Genomic DNA, 17696 nt, shown 5'->3' with positions numbered 1-17696 from the left:
GGCCTCCCCTGACTGGACGTGCGACGCGTCACGACGACGCAACATATCGCGTCTCTACTGAACACGATATATCGCGGTCCTGCGGAGTCAAGCCCGGGTCGGCCCCGCCCGGGAGGGTGGTGCTCGGCTGTCGCCCGCCCCGGCGGCGGGCGCCTCCGGTACGCCCGCGCATCTGCGCACAATCGCGCGAGCCGATGACAGATGCATGGTGCAGCCATCGTTCTCGGTGGACCGGATCACCCTTCTTCGAGAAAATCCTCCTCCCCGGGAATTCCTCGCTAGAGTCTCGCTAGAGCGCCGGTAGAGCGTCATGGAGACAAATGTTCGGGACTGTTACCTTCGTGGCCTCAGAATCGGAAAGGAAGAGGGCCGTGGGGGGAATGACGTCACAACCCTTGAATACCTCGGCACCAGAGGAAGGCCCGGAGCCGTTCTCGGTTGCCCAGCTGCTGTTGCGGGCGGCGCGCGACCACGCCCATTCGGGGGTGCGCTATCTGGTCGGGCCCACGGCGAGCGAATCCGTACGGCAGCCCTACCCGGAACTTCTGGAATCGGCGCTCGACCTCCTCTCCGCACTCCGGGGCCGGGGATTGCGGCCGCGGGACACGGTGGCTCTGCTGCTGGACCGCCAGCCGGAATTCCTGACCGTCCTCTGGGCCTGCCTGCTGGGCGGGTTCGTGCCCTGCCCGATGGTGCCCATCTCCGGTGACCCGGCCCGCTGGTCGGCCCAACTCGCCCATGTCAACGGTCTGTTGGGCGGTCCCCTGCTGGTGACCACCGAGGCGATGCGCGCCGAGCTGCCGGAGGTGCCCGGACTCGCGGTGGCCGTGGTGGAGGAGCTGCGGGACGAGGCCGCGGACCCCTCCGACACCGAGCGCGGGCAGCCGCCCGCCGTGCACTCCGCGGCCCCGGAGGATCTCGCCCTGCTGGTGCTGACCTCCGGCTCCACCGGGAATTCCAAGGCAGTCACGCTCACCCATGGAAATATCCTGGCGTCGATGGCCGGAAAGGCGGGGAAACAACATCTCACTGCCGCAGACACCACCTTCAACTGGATTTCCTACGATCATGTGGCCGCGCTCTTGGAAGCGCATATGCTGCCGCTGTACGTGGGCGCCGAGCAATTGCACGCGGAAGCCGCGGTCATTCTCGAGGAGCCGCTGCGGTTCCTCCGGATCATCTCTCGCCACAAGGTCACGATGACCTTTACGCCGAACTTCCTCCTCGGCCCGCTCAATTCCTCCGTCCATGAGATAGCGGAGGAGATATCGGCGGGCGGTGAAGGGCTCGATCTCAGCGCGCTGCGCCATATCGTCAGCGGCGGTGAGGCGAATGTCGTCGCGACCGGTGAGGCATTTCTCGCCCATTACGCTCCGTACGGACTGCGGGAGGGAGCCCTCTGGCCCGCCTTCGGCATGACTGAGACCTGCGCCGGATCGATCTACAACCGCGCGTTCCCGGTCACCGACGTGGGCCAGGAGTTCGCCAACCTCGGCACCCCCGTCGAGGGGCTGCGGATCCGGGTCGCCGACGACGACCACCGGGCGCTGCCCGCGGGCGAGATCGGCGAGCTGCAGCTCAGCGGGCCGATGATCACCACCGGCTACTACCACGACGAGGCGGCCACCGAGGCGGCCTTCACCCCCGACGGCTGGTTCCGCAGCGGCGATCTGGGCCGGATCGACGAGGGCCGGCTGACCCTCGTCGGACGCAACAAGGACAGCGTCATCGTCAATGGCGTCAACTACTTCAGCCATGAGATAGAGGCCGCCCTGGAGCAGCTCGACGACGTGGCCAGCGGCTTTGTGGCGGCGTTCCCGACCCGCCGCCCCGGCAGCGACACCGAGCAGCTGGTCATCGCCGTCAGCCCCGAACCGGCGGACGACGACGAGGCCGGGCTGCACCGCATGATCACCGCGGTGCGCTCCACCGTCGTGATGCACTGGGGCTTCCGGCCCTACCTCATCCTGCCGCTGCCCAAGGACGCCTTCCCCAAGACCAGCCTCGGCAAGACGCTGCGCCGGCGGATGCGCCAGCGTCTGGAGTCCGGCGGATTCGACGACGTCATCGAGCGGGTCGCGGAGCTGACCACCCGCCGGCTCGGCGGCCACACCCCGCCGGAGGGCGAGACCGAGCGGATCCTCGCCGAGATCTACGCCGAGATGTTCGACACCGCCCCGGAGCGCATCAGCGCCACCGCCGGCTTCTTCGACCTGGGCGGCACCTCGCTGGACATCCTGCGACTGCGGCGCCAGGTCCACCGGCGCCTGGGCGTCGCGGACCTGCCGGTCATCACGGTGCTCACGGCGCCCTCGGTACGGCAGCTCGCGGCCCGGCTCGGCGACGGCGGCGCGCCCGAAGCCGCCGTGTACGACCCGGTCGTACCGCTGCAGACCGGCGGCGAGAAGACCCCGCTGTTCTGTGTCCACCCCGGCGTCGGCGAGGTGCTGGTCTTCGTCAACCTCGCCAAGTACTTCGTCGGCGACCGGCCGTTCTACGCGCTGCGCGCCCGTGGCTTCAACGCGCACGAGAAGCCCTTCACCAGCTTCGCGGAGATGGTGGAGTGCTATGTGGAGGCCATCCGCGCCCGCCAGCCGCACGGCCCCTACGCGGTCGCCGGCTACTCCTACGGCGGCGCCGTGGCCTTCGAGATCGCCAAGGCGCTCGAGGCCCAGGGCGAGCGGGTCGACTTCGTCGGCAGTTTCAACCTTCCGCCGCACATCAAGTACCGCATGGAGGAGCTCGACTTCGTCGAGACCGCGACCAACCTCGCCTTCTTCCTCGACCTGATCAACAAGAAGCAGTCGCTCGACCTCCCCGCCGAGCTGCGCCCCCTGCCCCGCGAGGAGCAGCTCGCTCATCTGCTGCGGATCGCCCCGCGCGGCCGGCTGGACGAACTCGACCTGGACCTCGACACGTTCACCGCCTGGGCGGAGCTGGCCCACGGCCTCACCACCCTGGGCCGCGACTACCACCCCAGCGGCACCACCCGGTCCATGACGGTCTTCTACGCGATCCCGTTGCGCGGCACCAAGGAGGACTGGCTGGAGAAAGAGCTGCGCCGGTGGGACGAGCACACCACGGAGCCGAACCGGTATCTGGACGTACCCGGTGAGCACTACACACTGATGGGCCCGCGGCATGTCGCGGCCTTCCAGGCGGTTCTGCGCAGGGAACTCGACCGTGCGCTGGGCGACGCCGACCGGGCCCGGACCGCGGGCCAGGCATAGCCCCGAGCGGGCCGGGCAGCGGCCCGAGCGGGCCAGGCACAAGGAGAAGAGCAGGGTGGAAGGCAAGAAGATCCTGGTCACCGGGGGCACCGGACAGGTCGCCCGGCCGGTGGCCGAGGCACTGGCCGAGCGCAATGAGGTGTGGTGTCTGGGCCGGTTCGGCACCCCCGGTGTCGAGAAGGAGCTGAACGACCAGGGGATCACCACGTTCCACTGGGACATGAACGACCTGGGCGCGGCCGCGTACGAGGGGCTGCCGGACGACTTCACCCATGTCTTCCACTCGGCCGTGCGCCGCGGTGAGGACGGCGACGTCAACGCGGCCATCGAGGTCAACTCGGTGGCCACCGGACGGCTGATGAGCCACTGCCGGCGGGCGGAGGCGTTCCTCTTCGTCTCCACCGGAGCGCTCTACAAGCGGCAGACCCTCGACCACGCGTACACGGAGGACGACCCCGTCGACGGGGTGGCCGACTGGCTGCCCGCCTACCCGGTGGGCAAGATCGCCGCCGAGGGCGCGGCACGGGCGTTCGCCCAGGTGCTGAACCTGCCGACGACCATCGCCCGGCTCAACATCGCCTACGGCCCCGGCGGCTACGGCGGAGTGCCGATGCTCTACTTCAAGCGGATGCTCGCGGGCGAGCCGATACCGGTGCCCATGGAGGGCCAGAACTGGTGCTCGCTCCTCCACACCGACGATCTCGTCGCCCACGTCCCCCATCTGTGGAAGGCCGCCTCGGCCCCGGCCACGCTGGTCAACTGGGGCGGGGACGAGGCGGTCGGGATGACCGACTGCGTGCGCCATCTGGAGGAGCTCACGGGGGTGCGGGCCCGGCTCGTGCCCAGCGAGGTCACCCGTGAGACCTATCAATTCGACCCCACCCGGCGGCGGGAGATCACCGGACCCTGCCGGGTGCCGTGGCGCGAGGGCGTGCGGCGTACGCTCCAGGCGCTCCACCCCGAGCACCTTCCGACCGAGCCCCGGCACACCGCCGTCTGAGGAGTGGCGACCACCATGGCATCAGCGAACATCGAGGCCATCCGCGCCTCCTACGCGGGTTTCCGCGACCGCGACATCGAGGGGATCCTGTCGGGCATGCACCCCGATGTGGAGTGGGTCCATCCGGAGGGGATGGCCGCGTACGGGCTCGGCGGCACCAAGCTGGGCCATGCGGGGATCAAGGAATTCCTCGCCCATGTGCCGACGGTGCTGGGCGGGATGAAGCTCGAGCCGAAGGAGTTCATCGAACAGGGCGACCGGGTCGTGGTGTTCGGCACCCGTGAGGTGACCTCGCGCCGCGGTACGACCGTGACGTTGGACTTCGTCCACTCGTGGACGATGCGGGACGGCAAGGCGGCGAGGATGGAGGACATCTTCGACACCGTGGCGTTCCATGAACTGATCGAGAGCTGAGCCGAGACCGGTCACCGCTCATGGGGGTCCCCTGGCCCCCACCGGTCCGCCCGCTCCCGCGCCCCTCGGCGCGGTGAAGCGGGCGGCCGACTCTCCCGGCGGAGGTCTCAGACGGTGCGCACGACCTCCTCGTACTCCAGCCGCGGCAGCCGGCCCATCCAGGCGTCCGGACCCGGCTTGCCGATGTTGACCACGCAGACCGCCGCGTGCCGCCCGTCCTCGAAGAACTCCTTGGAGACGGCCGCGTGGTCGAAGCCGATCATGGGCCCGGCGGCGAGCCCCGCCGCGCGCACGCCCAGGATGAAGTAGCCCACCTGCAGCGCGGTGTTGAAGTGTGCCGACGCCTCCCGCATGCCGGGGTCGGCGAAGATCTGCTGCGGGTTCTCCATGAACGGCACCAGCCGCGGCAGCTCCTCATGGAAGTCCAGGTCCGCGGCGAGCACCGCGACCAGCGGCGCCTTGGCCGTCTTCTCCTGGTTACGCCCCGTCATATGCGCCACCAGCCGGGCGCGGGCCTCCTCCGAGCGCACCAGGACCACCCGGAGCGGCTGCTGGTTCATCGAGGTGGGCGCGTACTTGACCAGCTCGTGGATGGCGCGGACCTGCTCGTCCGTCACCGGCTCGTCGGTGAACGTGTTGGCCGTCCGGGCCTCCAGGAACAGCTGCCGCTGCGCCTCCGGCGCCAGGGTGAGAGGGCTCAGGGGCCCGCTGCTCTCCGGTGCGCTCATGGGGGCTCTCCTTGTGTAGCGGTGAGGAAACGACATGATCTGCCGATGAATTAATTGGACTGGACGGGCTAGTCCATTGCAGTAAACGAAGGCTAGACTCACACGTCCATCGAGGGCAAGACCGGCTCGGAGCGAGGAGGTTGGGCCGTTGCGGACGGACAGCGGTCCCCGGCGCAGCGCCGCGGGGCGGCCCGCGGGCCCCCAGCCCGCCAAGCGGCAGGCGATATTGGAGGCGGCCGTGGCCGTCTTTCTGCGCGAGGGATACGACCGGGCGAGCGTGGACGTCATCGCGGACGAGGCCCGTGTGTCCAAGCAGACCGTCTACAACCACTTCGGCGACAAGGAACGGCTGTTCATCGCCGCCGTCGAGGAGGAACGGGAGCGGGTGGCGACCGGATTCGCCGCCGGTTCCCCGTGCGCCCTCGGACCGGACGGCACCGAGCCCCCCGAGGCGTACGACGGCGGCGACTCCCGCACCGCGCTGGTCCACTTCGGCCACCGGGTGCTCGCCGTACTGCTCGACGAACGTGCCTCCGCACTGCGCCGCCTGGTCATCGCCGAGGTGGCCCGCCACCCCTCGCTGCGCCCCGCATGCGCCGAGGGAGAGCCCCAGCAGCTGGTGACCTACCTCGCCGAGATGCTCGACCGGCGCACCGGCCGCGGCGAGCTGAACGTGCCGGAACCGGCCACCGCCGCCCGCCAGTTCGTGGCCCTGATCGTCCAGCAGGGGCTCTACCAGTCGATGTACGGCACCTGCCCGCTCGCCGACGCGGCGGCCGCGGCCGTCTGCGAAAGCGCCGCCGACCTGCTCGTCCGTGCCTACCGCCCATGAAGCCCGAAGAGAGGTGCCACCCATGCGGGTGAGCGTGCTCGGACCGCTGACAGTCGGCCTCGGCGCCCGGTCCGGGGTGCCCAGCGCGATGAAGCCGCGCAAGGTCCTGTCCCTGCTGCTGCTCCACGCCGGCCGGATGGTGCCGGTGCAGTCGCTGATGGCCGAGCTGTGGGGCGATCATCCGCCGCGTACCGGGCTGACCACGCTGCAGACGTACATCCTGCATCTGCGCAAGCTGCTCGCCGAGGTGCTGGGGATGCCGTCGGCCGCCGTCACCCGGGATGTGCTGCAGACCCGGCCCGGGGGCTACGCCATGGTGGTGGGGCCGGGCCAGCTCGACGTCCATGAGTACCGCGCCCTCGTCGCCGAGGGCGAAGGCGCGCTGGAGGCCGGTGACGAGCGGACGGCGGACATCTCCTTCCGGCGGGCGCTGGCCCTCTGGCAGGGCCCGGCCCTGGTCGACGTCACCCCGCACGGCCGCCCGCTGCAGGCGGAGGTCGCCCGGCTGGAGCAGTCCCGGCTCACGGTCACCGAGCGCGGTATCGAGACCCGGCTGCGGCTCGGCGGCCATCTGGAGGTGCTGAGCGACCTCGCCTCACTGGTCGTGGAGCACCGATTCCACGAGGGCATGCACGGGCAGTACATGCTCGCCCTCCACCGCTCCGGCCAGCGCACCCGCGCCCTGACGGTCTATCAGCGGCTGCGGATGGCGATGACGGAGGAACTGGGGCTGGAACCCTCGGCGAAGCTGCAGCGGCTGCAGCAGGCGGTGCTGGTGTCCGACCCCCGGCTGGACCACGAGGCGGGGGCGCCGGGGCGCGGTCCGGTGGTGGCGTGACGCGTGGCCGGTAGGGCCGCGTAGTGCTCAGGCGGCGTCGCCCTCAGGCGGCGTCGCGCTCAGGTGTGGTCGCGCTGAGACGCCGTTCGCCCTCAGCCGCCGTTCGCCCTCAGACGTCGTCGTCTTCCTCGTCGAGCCGGGCCAGCCAGGTCGCCAGCCGCTCCACCGGAACCTCGAAGTCCGGGTTCAGGTCGACGAACGTCCGAAGCTGCTCGGCGAGCCACTCAAAGGTGACCTCCTCGGTGCCGCGTCGCTGCTCCAGCTCCTCGATACCGCGATCGGTGAAGTACAAGGGTCGCTCCGGAAGGGATGGTGCGGATCTACTCGCCCAGGATATGCGGCGCCGCGGCCCGGTGAGCGACCCGAGGGCCGCCGGAGTTGACCTTGACGCGGACGTCAATGTTTACGGTGCGTTGGCATGACAGACATGACAGCCGCACACTTCGACGGCACAGCGGTGATCGTCACCGGTGGGGGCACGGGGATCGGGCGGGCCGCCGCGCGGACCTTCGCCGAGCAGGGCGCCCAGGTCCTGGTGGTCGGCCGGACGGCGGCCCGGCTCGCCGAGACGGCCGCCGACGCGCCGGGCATCCGTCCCCTGGTGGCCGACGTCGCGGCGCCCGGCACCGCCGAACTGATCATGAACACCGCACTGGAGGCGTTCGGCCGGATCGACGTGCTGGTCAACAACGCCGCCGTGGTCCGGCAGGCGCCGCTCGGGGACATCCGGCGGGAAGCCGTGGAGGAGATGCTCGCCGTCAACCTGCTCGCGCCGGTGTACCTCACCGAGGCCGCCGTTCCGCATCTGAGTGAGAGCGCCGGTGTCGTGATCAACGTCAGCACGGCGATCGGCCAGCGCGGCTGGCCGATGCCCGGCACGGAGCTGTACGCCGCGCTGAAGGCCGCCCTGGACACCCTGACACGGAGCTGGGCGGTGCAACTCGCGCCGCGTGGGGTGCGTGTGGCCGGTGTGGCCCCCGGCCCCATCGCCACCTCGATCGGGCGGCACCAGGGGCTCGGCACCGAGCAGATCGACGCCCTGCGGACGACCCTGATCGAACATGTGCCGCTCCGGCGGCTCGGCCAGGTGGACGAGGTCGCCTTCTGGATCACCCAGCTCGCCCGGCCCGAGGCGGGCTACACCACCGGCGTCGTCCTGCCCGTGGACGGCGGGGCGCTGGTGGGCTAGGGCCCTTCTGGCGGATCTCCACGGGGCCCGCGATGTCTGGCACGGCGCCCCAGCTACCGCTGGGAGGTGCCCCTGCACCAGACGCCGCGGGTCCCGCGGCGGCAGCCGCTGATGTCACGGGCGCGAAGATCCACCGGACCGGGCCCAGGCGCCGGCCGACTGGCCGCGGGTAGTGTCGCCGCATGCGGATAGGGGAGTTGGCGAAGGCCACCGGTGCCACCACCCGGGCCTTGCGCTTCTACGAGGAGCGAGGGCTGCTGAGCTCCACACGCGCGGTCAACGGCTACCGGATCTACGACGAGCAGGCGATCCAGCGGGTGGCCAACATCCGCTATCTGCTGGACGCCGGGCTCACGCTGGAGGACATCGAGCACTTCGGCGCCTGCCTGGACGGCGACCTGCCGAGCAGCCGCCCCTCCGAGGCCATGCTGAACGTCGGGCGCCGCCGCCTGAGCGTCCTGGACGACCGGATCGCCACCCTCGCGCGGGTGCGCGACGAACTCGCCGAGCGGCTGGCCATCGCCTCCGGCGACCGCGCCGCGGTCACTGCGTCGTCCGGCTGAGCAGCCAGGACACCAGCGCGCGGACGGCGCCGGAGAGCACGGCGGCGGTGAGGGTGAGAAGGGCGGGGCGGTGGCGGTTCGGCATCGTTGACCTGCTTTCGTGAAACCGGCCAAGGCGCCGGGGGTACGTTTCACGATGTGCGGGCTCTGGGGCGTTGCGGCAGTCCGCACGCGTTGCAGAGCGGCCGCAACGGGGGAGGGGCGACCCATGGAGGACGGACCCGTCGGTGGGGAGCTGGTGCCGGAGTCGGGGGCGGAGCGGCGGATCGGCGATCTGAAGCCGATCCCCGAGCAGGTGAGACCGGAGTGCCGGGCGCTGGCCGAGAGCCTGCGGGAGCTGTTCGGCGCGGTGGGGGTGTCGCTGCGGGTCTTCGCCGTACGGCTGCACTACGACGCCGGGACCGTCTCGCGCTATCTGAACGGCACCGTGGTGCCGCCCGCCGAATTCGTGGACCAGCTCCTCACCCATGCCGCCAAGGCCACCGGACGGCCCTCCTCGACCGAGGTGATGGCCCATGTGCACACCCTGCAACGCCGTGCGTTGCAGGCCACCAACAAGGTCGGCTGGGAGCTTCAGCGGCTGCGCGACCAGCTCGCCGACGCCGACCGGCAGCGCCAGCAGGCCGAGGTGCGGGCGGAGGCGCTCTCGGAGGCGTTGCTGGTGCGGAAACAGCGCATCGCCGAGATGGAGGTCGAGCAGCGCCGGATCGCGGTCGCGGCGGCGGACCGCGAGGCCCGGAGCGCGGAGCTGGACCGCCTGCGGCAGGAGCGCGAGGACCTGACGGCCGAACGGGACCGGCTGCGGGAAGAAGTCGCCCGCCTGCGGGACGCGTTGACCCAGGCCCGGCGGCAGGCGCTGGACGCCGAGCGGCGGTGCGAGGCGCTGGAACACCAGCTGCAGACGGAGGAGGAGGCGGCCGGGGCGAAGACCGCGGCCGAGGACCCGGTCTCGCACCGGCTGTGGCTCGCGGAGGAACAGGCGATCGCCGCGGAGGAGCGGGCCCGGCGGCTCGAAGGGGAGCTGGCGGCGTTACGGGGCGGCGAAGCGGACCCCGGCGGCCGCACACCGGTGGACTCCGGACAGGTCCCCGACGTCTGGGGTGGTGTGCCGCGCCGCAATCCGCGGTTCACCGGGCGGGACGCGCTGCTCACCGAGGTGTACGACCGGCTGGACGCCGCCCCCGCCGACACCGCCGTGGTCGCCCTCGTCGGGCCGCCGGGCATCGGCAAGTCCCAGCTCGCCGCCGAGTACGCCCACCGCTTCGCCGCCCGGTACGACGTCGTCTGGTGGAGCACCGTGGACGGGCGGCCCGCGCTGGAGGCGCGGCTCGCCGCGCTGGCCCCCGTGCTGGTGAGGGTGCTCGGGGACGTCGGCGTCCGTCAGGACGCGAAGGACGCGGACCTGGCCCGCGCCGCGCTGGAGGCGCTGCGCCGGGGCGATCCGTACCGGCGCTGGCTGATCGTCCTGGACGACGCCGACGACCCGGAGGCCATCGCCGGCCTGCTGCCCGCCGGGGGCGGCCATGTGCTGATCACCTCGCGGAACCGGGCCTGGGCCGACCACTACGCCGGGCTGCTGGAGGTCCCGCCGCTGAACCGGACGGAGAGCGTCGCCCTCGTGCGCCGCCGGGCGCCGCGCATCGGCTCTGAGGACGCGGACCGGCTGGCGGCGGCCGTCGAGGACCTGCCGCTGGCGCTGGACCAGACGGCGGGCTGGCTGGACGGCGCGTTCACGCCCGTCGCCGAGTACGTGCGCATGGTGAGCGACGGCGAGCCCAACCCCGTACGGCCCGCCGCCGATTACCCGATGCCGTACCACGCCGCCTTCAAGGACCTGATCACCCGGCTGCGCGAGACCACGAAGGCGGCGGCGGAACTGCTGCGCGTGTGCGCCCTGTTCGGCCCCGGCCCGGTGCCGCTCGCCCTGCTGCGGGCCATCCCGGCGGGTCAGGTCTCCCCGGCGGTGGCGGCGCTCCTGGAGAACCCCAGCCAACTGGAGCTGGCCATCGGCAAGCTGGCCCAGTGGTCCGTGATGCGGTGGTCGACGCTGGAGGACGAGGCGGTCTGGATGAGCCGCTTCGTACGGGACGCGGTGCGGCGGCGGACCCCGGAGGACAAGCGGGAGAAGGACGCCCGGGTCGTCCGCGGCGCCCTCGTCGCGGCCGATCCGCGGCGCCCGGACGATCCGGCGGCGTGGCCGCGCTACGCCCGGCTCGTGCCGTACCTGGAGCAGTCGGGCGCGCTGGAGTCACCGGACGCCGCCTCGCGTCGGCTGGTCGTCGGGTTCCTCACCTACCTGACCCTGAGCGGCGACCACGAGACGGGCACGCATCTCGCCGAACGCGCGGCGGGCGACTATCCGGAACTGGCCGCCCGCCGGGCCGCGCTGCTGCGCGAGACCGGGGACTACGCCGCCGCCGAGGCGCTGGACCGGGCGGTGCTGAAGAGCCTGGGCGGGCCCGACGCGCCGGGCACACTCGTCGCGATGGCCCGGCTCGGCACGGATCTGCGGGGCCTGGCCCGCTATGACGAGGCGTACGAACTCGCCCGCCGGCAGCGCGACCTGTGCGCCGTCAAGTGTCCGATGGACGGTGCGGAGGCGCGGAACGCCCAGCGCAGCGAGTCCCACTCGCTGCGGATGCTCGGCTCCTACGCCGAGGCCGCGGAGCTGTCCGGGCGGACGCTGGACAGCGCGCGTGCGGAGTTGGGCCCGGCGGCGCTGGTGACGCTGGCCTGCGAGACGGAGCACGCGTACGACCTGCGGCTGTCCGGCCGCCACGAGGAGGCTCTGGCGCTGCAGGCGCCCAGCGCCGAGCGGCATCGCGCCATCCTGGGCGCCGGGCATCCGTCGACCATGGCCGCCCAGTACCACCTGTGGCTGTGCGATCAGGGCCGCGACACCGACATCCATGCCCTGTCGCATCGGGCGACGCGCCTGCTGGGCGAGGACGCCCCGCTGACGCTGATGATCGGGACGGGAGTCCCCCGCGTCCTGCGGCGCGAGGGCGACCTGGAGCGGGCCGGGAGCGTCGCCGAGGAGACCGTGACTCGTTACCGGGCCGCTCTGGGCGATCGGCACCCGTACACCATCGGCGCCCGCGCGAACCACGCGCTCACTCTGCCCACGGGGTTCGCGGTGAGGGCTCTGGACGCCTCGCTCACGGACATGTCGGCTGCCGTCGGCGAGCGCCACCCCTGGACGCTGGGGATCGCGCTCAACACCGCCGCCAGGTACCACGCGATGGGGCAGCCGGAGGACGCCTGCGCCATGAGCCGGGAGACCGCGCGGCGCGCCGCCGAGGCGCTCGGCGAACGGCATCCGCTCACCTTGCTGGCCCAGATCGGGCTGGCGGCGGATCTGCGGGTGATCCGTGGCGGACGCGACGAGGCGGACGTGATCGAGGAGGTGGCCCTGGATGGCCTGGAGGCCGTCCTGGGGCCGGATCACCCGGAGACCATGGCGGCCCGCGATTGGACCCGCTCCGTCTGGGACTTCGAGCCGCTGCCCGTCTGACCGTAAGGGCACCCCGAACGGCCGGAAGGCCCGGCCCCGCGCAGCGCGGGACCGGGCCTTCCGGGCCGAACGGGGTGGGTCAGATCTCGAAGACCTCGTTCACCAGCGCCTGCTGCTCCGACTGGTGCCGCTTGTTCGACCCCACCGCGGGCGAGGACGAGTGCGGACGGGAGACCCGGACCAGGCGCTCGGCGCCGGGGACGTCCGCGCCGACCGACAGCTCCAGGTGGTCGATCAGGTTCAGGGCGATGAACGGCCAGGCACCCTGGTTGGCCGGCTCCTCCTGCGCCCACACGAACTTCTCGACACCCGAGTACTTGGCGATCTCGGCCTGCAGCTCCGTACCCGGCAGCGGGTACAGCCGCTCCAGGCGGATGATCGCCGTGTCGTTCGCACCGCGCTTGTCCCGCTCCGCGGCCAGGTCGTAGTAGACCTTGCCGGAGCAGAAGACCACCTTGCGCACCGCGGCCGGGTCGGCCGTCTCGTCACCGATCACCGGGCGGAAGGAGCCGTTGAGGAACTCCTCGGTCTTCGACGCCGCGGCCTTCAGACGCAGCATCGACTTCGGGGTGAAGACGACCAGCGGCTTGTGGTGCGGGTTGTGGACCTGCCAGCGCAGCAGGTGGAAGTAGTTCGACGGCAGCGTCGGCGCGGCGACCGTCATGTTGTTCTGCGCGCACAGCTGGAGGAAGCGCTCGATACGGGCCGACGAGTGGTCCGGCCCCTGGCCCTCGTAACCGTGCGGCAGCAGCAGCGTGACACCAGAGGTCTGGCCCCACTTCTGCTCGGCCGAGGAGATGAACTCGTCCACGATGGTCTGCGCGCCGTTGACGAAGTCACCGAACTGCGCTTCCCACATGACCAGCGCGTCCGGCCGGGCCAGCGAGTAGCCGTACTCGAAGCCCATCGCCGCGTATTCGCTGAGCAGCGAGTCGTAGATGTTGTACCGCGCCTGGTCCTCGGTGAGGTACAGCAGCGGGGTGTAGTCATCGCCGGTCTCACGGTCCACCAGCACCGCGTGGCGCTGGCCGAAGGTGCCGCGGCGGGAGTCCTGGCCGGCGAGCCGGACCGGGGTGCCCTCCATGAGCAGCGAGCCGATGGCGAGAGTCTCGCCCATGCCCCAGTCGATCGAGTCGTCCTCGATCATCGCCGCGCGCCGCTGGAGCTGCGGGAACAGCCGCGGGTGGACGGTGATCCGGTCGGGGGTGTTGACCTGGGACTCGGCGATCCGCTTGACGACCTCCTGGGAGACGGCCGTCTGGACCGAGACCGGGAACTCCGCCTGCGGCTCGGGGACCTCGGCCGGGGCCGGGGCCGAGACCGCGTCGCGGACCTCGGTGAAGACCTTCTCCAGCTGGCCCTGGAAGTCCTGCAGCGCCTGCTCGGCCTCTTCCAGGGTGATGTCGCCGCGCCCGATCAGCGACTCGGTGTAGAGCTTGCGCACCGAGCGCTTCTTGTCGATCAGGTCGTACATCAGCGGCTGGGTGAAACCGGGGTTGTCGGTCTCGTTGTGGCCGCGGCGGCGGTAGCAGATCAGGTCGATGACCACGTCCTTGTTGAACGCCTGGCGGAACTCGAAGGCGAGCCGCGCGACGCGCACGACGGCCTCCGGGTCATCGCCGTTCACATGGAAGATCGGCGCCTCGATCATGCGCGCGACATCCGTGGCGTACATCGAGGAGCGGGACGCGGCCGGGGCGGCGGTGAAGCCGACCTGGTTGTTGATCACGATGTGCACGGTGCCGCCGGTGCGGTAGCCGCGCAGCTGCGACATGTTCAGCGTCTCGGCGACCACACCCTGGCCCGCGAAGGCCGCGTCGCCGTGGAGGGCGACGGGCAGCACCGTGAAGTCGGTGCCGGCCTTGCCGATGATGTCCTGCTTGGCGCGGACGACGCCCTCCAGGACCGGGTCCACGGCCTCCAGGTGGGAGGGGTTCGCGGCGAGCGAGACCTTGATCTGCTCGCCGTCCAGGCCGGTGAAGGTGCCCTCGGCGCCCAGGTGGTACTTGACGTCGCCGGAGCCGTGCATGGACTTCGGGTCGAGGTTGCCCTCGAACTCGCGGAAGATCTGCGCGTACGACTTGCCGACGATGTTGGCGAGGACGTTCAGCCGGCCGCGGTGGGCCATGCCCACGACGACCTCGTCCAGGCGCGACTCGGCGGCCGCGTCCAGCACCGCGTCCAGCAGCGGGATGACGGACTCGCCGCCCTCCAGGGAGAACCGCTTCTGGCCGACGTACTTGGTCTGCAGGAAGGTTTCGAACGCCTCGGCCGCGTTGAGCCGCCGCAGGATGCGCAGCTGCTCCTCGCGCTCCGGCTTGTCGTGGTTGCGCTCGACGCGGTCCTGGATCCACTTGCGCTGCTTGGGGTCCTGGATGTGCATGAACTCGATGCCGGTGGTGCGGCAGTACGAGTCGCGCAGCACGCCCAGGATGTCGCGCAGCTTCATCATGGTCTTGCCCGCGAAGCCGCCGACCGCGAACTCGCGCTCCAGGTCCCACAGGGTGAGCCCGTGCTCGATGATGTCCAGGTCGGGGTGCTTGCGCTGGCGGTACTCCAGCGGGTCGGTGTCGGCCATGACATGGCCCCGGACCCGGTAGGAGTGGATCAGGTCGAAGACCCGCGCCGCCTTGGTGACGTCGTCGTCGTGGCTGACGTCGATGTCCTTGAGCCAGCGGACCGGCTCGTAGGGGATGCGCAGCGCCTTGAAGATCTCGTCGAAGAAGTCGTTCTCGCCGAGCAGCAGCTGGTTCATGATCCGCAGGAACTCGCCGGAGGCGGCGCCCTGGATCACCCGGTGGTCATAGGTGCTGGTCAGCGTCATGACCTTGGAGATGCCCAGCTTGTTCAGGGTGTCCTGGGAGGTGCCCTGGAACTCGGCCGGGTACTCCATGGCGCCGACGCCGACGATCAGGCCCTGTCCGGGCATCAGCCGCGGCACCGAGTGGACGGTGCCGATGCCGCCGGGGTTGGTCAGGGAGGCCGTGACGCCGGTGAAGTCGTCCATCGTCAGCTTGCCCGAGCGGGCGCGGCGGACGATGTCCTCGTACGCCTGCCAGAACTCGAAGAAGTTGAGCGTCTCGGCCTTCTTGATCGCGGCCACGACGAGCTGACGGTCACCGTTGGGCTTGACCAGGTCGATGGCGAGACCGAGGTTGATGTGCTCGGGCTTGACCAGGGTCGGCTTGCCGTCCTTCTCGACGAACGAGTGGTTCATCGAGGGCATCGCCTTCAGCGCCTGCACCATGGCGTAGCCGATCAGGTGCGTGAAGGACACCTTGCCGCCGCGGGCGCGCTTGAGGTGGTTGTTGATGACGATGCGGTTGTCGAACAGCAGCTTGACCGGGACCGCGCGGACCGAGGTGGCCGTCGGCAGCTCCAGCGACGCGTTCATGTTCTTCGCCACGGCGGCGGAGGGGCCGCGCAGCGTGACCAGCTCGGGGCCGACGGAGGGCGCGGCGGGCTCCTTCTTGGAGACCGTCGGCTCGGCCGGGGTCGGCTTGACCGGAGCGGGCTTGGCCGGGGCCGCCGGAGCGGCCTTCTCGGCGGGGGCCGCGGGCTGCGCCGGTGCGGGCTTCGGGGCGGCCGGGGCCGCCGCGGCGGGCTTGGCCTCGGCGGGCTTCGCGGCCGGGACGGCGGGCTTGGCCTCCGCCGGCTTGGCCGGAGCCGCCGGGGCGGCGCTCGCGGCTACTCCCTGTGGTGGCGTGGCCACCGCGGAGCCGGTGTCCTGACCCGGCTTGTAGTCGGCGAAGAAGTCCCACCAGGCTCGGTCGACCGAGTTCGGGTCCTGGAGGTACTGCTGGTAGATCTCGTCGACGAGCCACTCATTGGGGCCGAAGGCAGCGGCAGGGTTACTTCCCTGCCCGTCCTGTTCATCGGTCGAGACGCTCGAGGTGTTGGGGGACTGTGGCGACACGGCGGCAACCGCCCTCTTCCGCTTCCTAAGGTGGTGGACAGCGGAAATAAAGGCTACGCCCCTTGGACCCTTACGTGCAGGCCGCACTGGTCATCGTCGCGCAAGTCACATTGATTGGCGGGTTTCAGCGCATGACTCACCGGGAAACACCCGGGGTTTCGTGTGTTTCCTCACGCGGGGCAGCGCAAACGTGCACCCCTGCCGCTCGTATGTGCGCGACAGGAGCGACTTTACTTCAACTTTGATCTCAGGGGGTGGCCGGTTTGGGTTCCGGGGCCGGTCCGGGGAGGCTGACCTGGATCCGGCAGCCGCGCGGGGACTCCGCCACGCCTATCCGCCCGCCGTGCAGGTCCACCGCCCAGCGCGCGATCGCCAGCCCCAGACCGGTGCCGCCGTCGCTGGCCGGGCCCGGGCGGCGCCGGCCCCCGGCCACCGCACTGTCGGGGGAGAGCCCGCCCCGGTTGAACCGCTCGAAGACCCGGTGCCGCTCCGCCTCCGGGATGCCGGGGCCCTCGTCCAGCACCTCCAGCTCCAGGCTCTCCGGGCCGTCACCGCGCCGCGCGCGCACGGTCACCCGGCCGTGCGCCGGGCTGTGCTTGACCGCGTTGTCGATGAGGTTCGCCATCACCTGGTGCAGCCGCTCGGCGTCCGCGTGGGCGGTCAGCTCGGGCGGGGAGACGTCCAGGTTGAGGTGGACGTCCGTACGGGTGTGCGCGCCCGATTGGGACTCCGCGCCCTTGGCCATGCTGGCCTCCTTGAGGATTCCGGCCAGATACGGCCAGACCTCGAACCGCCGCGAGTGCAGCGGCACCACCCCGTTGTCGAGGCGGGAGAGATCGAGCAGCTGATCCACCAGGCGGCCCAGGCGCTGGGTCTGCCGCAGCGCGACCCGCATGGTCTCCGGATCGGCCTCCGAGACCCCGTCCACCACGTTCTCCAGCACGGCGCGCAGGGCCGCGATGGGGGTGCGCAGCTCATGCGAGACGTTGGCGACCAGCTCCTTGCGGTGGGTGTCCACCGCCTCCAGGTCGGCCGCCATCCGGTTGAACGCGGTCGCCAGGTCGCCGAACTCGTCCCGGCGCTCCGCCGCCTCCACCCGCCGGGTGTAGTCGCCGTTCGCCATCGCCCGGGTGACCTCGGTCATCTCGTCCAGCGGGGCGGTCAGCCCGTGTGCCACGAACTGGGTGATCAGCAGCGAGGCGATGATCGAGAAGATGGTGATCACGCGCAGTTCGGTATCGGAGTGGACCGCCGCGAAGACCAGCCACGTGGTGATGATCACCGAGCCGATGACCAGCGCCCCCAGCGCCGCCTTGACCGAGCGGTACGGGTCGAAGGGCCGCAGCGCCTCCCAGATCCGGGCCCAGGTGGCGCGGGACAACGCCCGCCGGCCCCTGGGGTCGACGTACATCCGGCAGACCTTGGGAACCCGGGCCCCGGGGATCCGCCAGACCTTGGGAACCCGGGCCCCG

12 protein-coding genes are annotated in these 17696 nt (G+C 71.1%); 8 read left to right on the top strand and 4 right to left on the bottom strand.

The window, feature by feature from the left end; all coding sequences use genetic code 11:
• The first annotated feature begins 380 nt into the window (after nucleotides 1-380).
• The 3 genes from ACFYOY_RS02155 to ACFYOY_RS02145 are packed head-to-tail and all read left to right on the top strand — an operon-like array spanning nucleotide 381 to nucleotide 4644.
• The gene (locus tag ACFYOY_RS02155) at nucleotides 381-3230 is read left to right on the top strand and encodes a non-ribosomal peptide synthetase (RefSeq protein ID WP_351880051.1); all 2850 of its coding nucleotides are present in this window, start codon (nucleotides 381-383) and stop codon (nucleotides 3228-3230) included.
• Nucleotides 3231-3285: 55 nt separating this feature from the next.
• Entirely contained in the window at nucleotides 3286-4230 is a 945-nt protein-coding gene (locus ACFYOY_RS02150; RefSeq protein ID WP_351880054.1) for an NAD(P)-dependent oxidoreductase, read from the top strand.
• A gap of 15 nt (nucleotides 4231-4245) precedes the next feature.
• Complete coding sequence (locus tag ACFYOY_RS02145) at nucleotides 4246-4644, top strand: nuclear transport factor 2 family protein (RefSeq protein WP_351880057.1); 399 nt, start codon at nucleotides 4246-4248, stop codon at nucleotides 4642-4644.
• Nucleotides 4645-4751: 107 nt separating this feature from the next.
• On the opposite strand, the gene ACFYOY_RS02140 is transcribed toward ACFYOY_RS02145, so the two are convergent.
• Nucleotides 4752-5372: a malonic semialdehyde reductase gene (locus ACFYOY_RS02140; protein ID WP_351880060.1), complete on the bottom strand. Its 621-nt coding sequence runs from the start codon at nucleotides 5370-5372 to the stop codon at nucleotides 4752-4754.
• 148 nt (nucleotides 5373-5520) lie between these two features.
• Here ACFYOY_RS02140 and ACFYOY_RS02135 point away from each other — a divergent pair, with 148 nt between their 5' ends.
• Complete coding sequence (locus tag ACFYOY_RS02135; protein WP_351880063.1) at nucleotides 5521-6204, top strand: TetR/AcrR family transcriptional regulator; 684 nt, start codon at nucleotides 5521-5523, stop codon at nucleotides 6202-6204.
• Between the two features lie 22 nt (nucleotides 6205-6226).
• Nucleotides 6227-7042 carry an AfsR/SARP family transcriptional regulator gene (locus ACFYOY_RS02130; RefSeq protein WP_351880066.1) on the top strand — a complete coding sequence of 272 codons (816 nt, stop codon included), beginning with the start codon at nucleotides 6227-6229 and terminating at the stop codon, nucleotides 7040-7042.
• A 109-nt stretch (nucleotides 7043-7151) separates the two neighbouring features.
• On the opposite strand, the gene ACFYOY_RS02125 is transcribed toward ACFYOY_RS02130, so the two are convergent.
• Nucleotides 7152-7334 (bottom strand): DUF6104 family protein, encoded by a 183-nt coding sequence (locus tag ACFYOY_RS02125; RefSeq protein WP_078643568.1) that lies wholly within the window; start codon nucleotides 7332-7334, stop codon nucleotides 7152-7154.
• A gap of 126 nt (nucleotides 7335-7460) precedes the next feature.
• Between ACFYOY_RS02125 and ACFYOY_RS02120 the strand changes: the two genes are divergently transcribed.
• The 3 genes from ACFYOY_RS02120 to fxsT all read left to right on the top strand — a co-directional run bounded on the left by ACFYOY_RS02120 (nucleotide 7461) and on the right by fxsT (nucleotide 12308).
• Nucleotides 7461-8231 (top strand): SDR family oxidoreductase, encoded by a 771-nt coding sequence (locus ACFYOY_RS02120; RefSeq protein ID WP_351880070.1) that lies wholly within the window; start codon nucleotides 7461-7463, stop codon nucleotides 8229-8231.
• Nucleotides 8232-8413: 182 nt separating this feature from the next.
• Nucleotides 8414-8794: a MerR family transcriptional regulator gene (locus ACFYOY_RS02115; protein WP_351880073.1), complete on the top strand. Its 381-nt coding sequence runs from the start codon at nucleotides 8414-8416 to the stop codon at nucleotides 8792-8794.
• Between the two features lie 208 nt (nucleotides 8795-9002).
• Entirely contained in the window at nucleotides 9003-12308 is a 3306-nt protein-coding gene (gene fxsT, locus ACFYOY_RS02110; RefSeq protein WP_351880076.1) for an FxSxx-COOH system tetratricopeptide repeat protein, read from the top strand.
• 79 nt (nucleotides 12309-12387) lie between these two features.
• Here fxsT and ACFYOY_RS02105 read toward each other — a convergent pair whose 3' ends face one another.
• Complete coding sequence (locus ACFYOY_RS02105) at nucleotides 12388-16224, bottom strand: multifunctional oxoglutarate decarboxylase/oxoglutarate dehydrogenase thiamine pyrophosphate-binding subunit/dihydrolipoyllysine-residue succinyltransferase subunit (protein ID WP_351880079.1); 3837 nt, start codon at nucleotides 16222-16224, stop codon at nucleotides 12388-12390.
• A gap of 247 nt (nucleotides 16225-16471) precedes the next feature.
• Nucleotides 16472-17635 (bottom strand): ATP-binding protein, encoded by a 1164-nt coding sequence (locus ACFYOY_RS02100; protein WP_351880990.1) that lies wholly within the window; start codon nucleotides 17633-17635, stop codon nucleotides 16472-16474.
• Between the last annotated feature and the right edge of the window lie 61 nt (nucleotides 17636-17696).

Source organism: Streptomyces sp. NPDC007875 (assembly GCF_042868035.1).
Classification (GTDB): Bacteria; Actinomycetota; Actinomycetes; order Streptomycetales; family Streptomycetaceae; genus Streptomyces; species Streptomyces antimycoticus.
The sequence above is the reverse complement of the archived record's forward strand: the minus strand, read 5'-3'. Positions and strand labels throughout refer to the sequence as shown.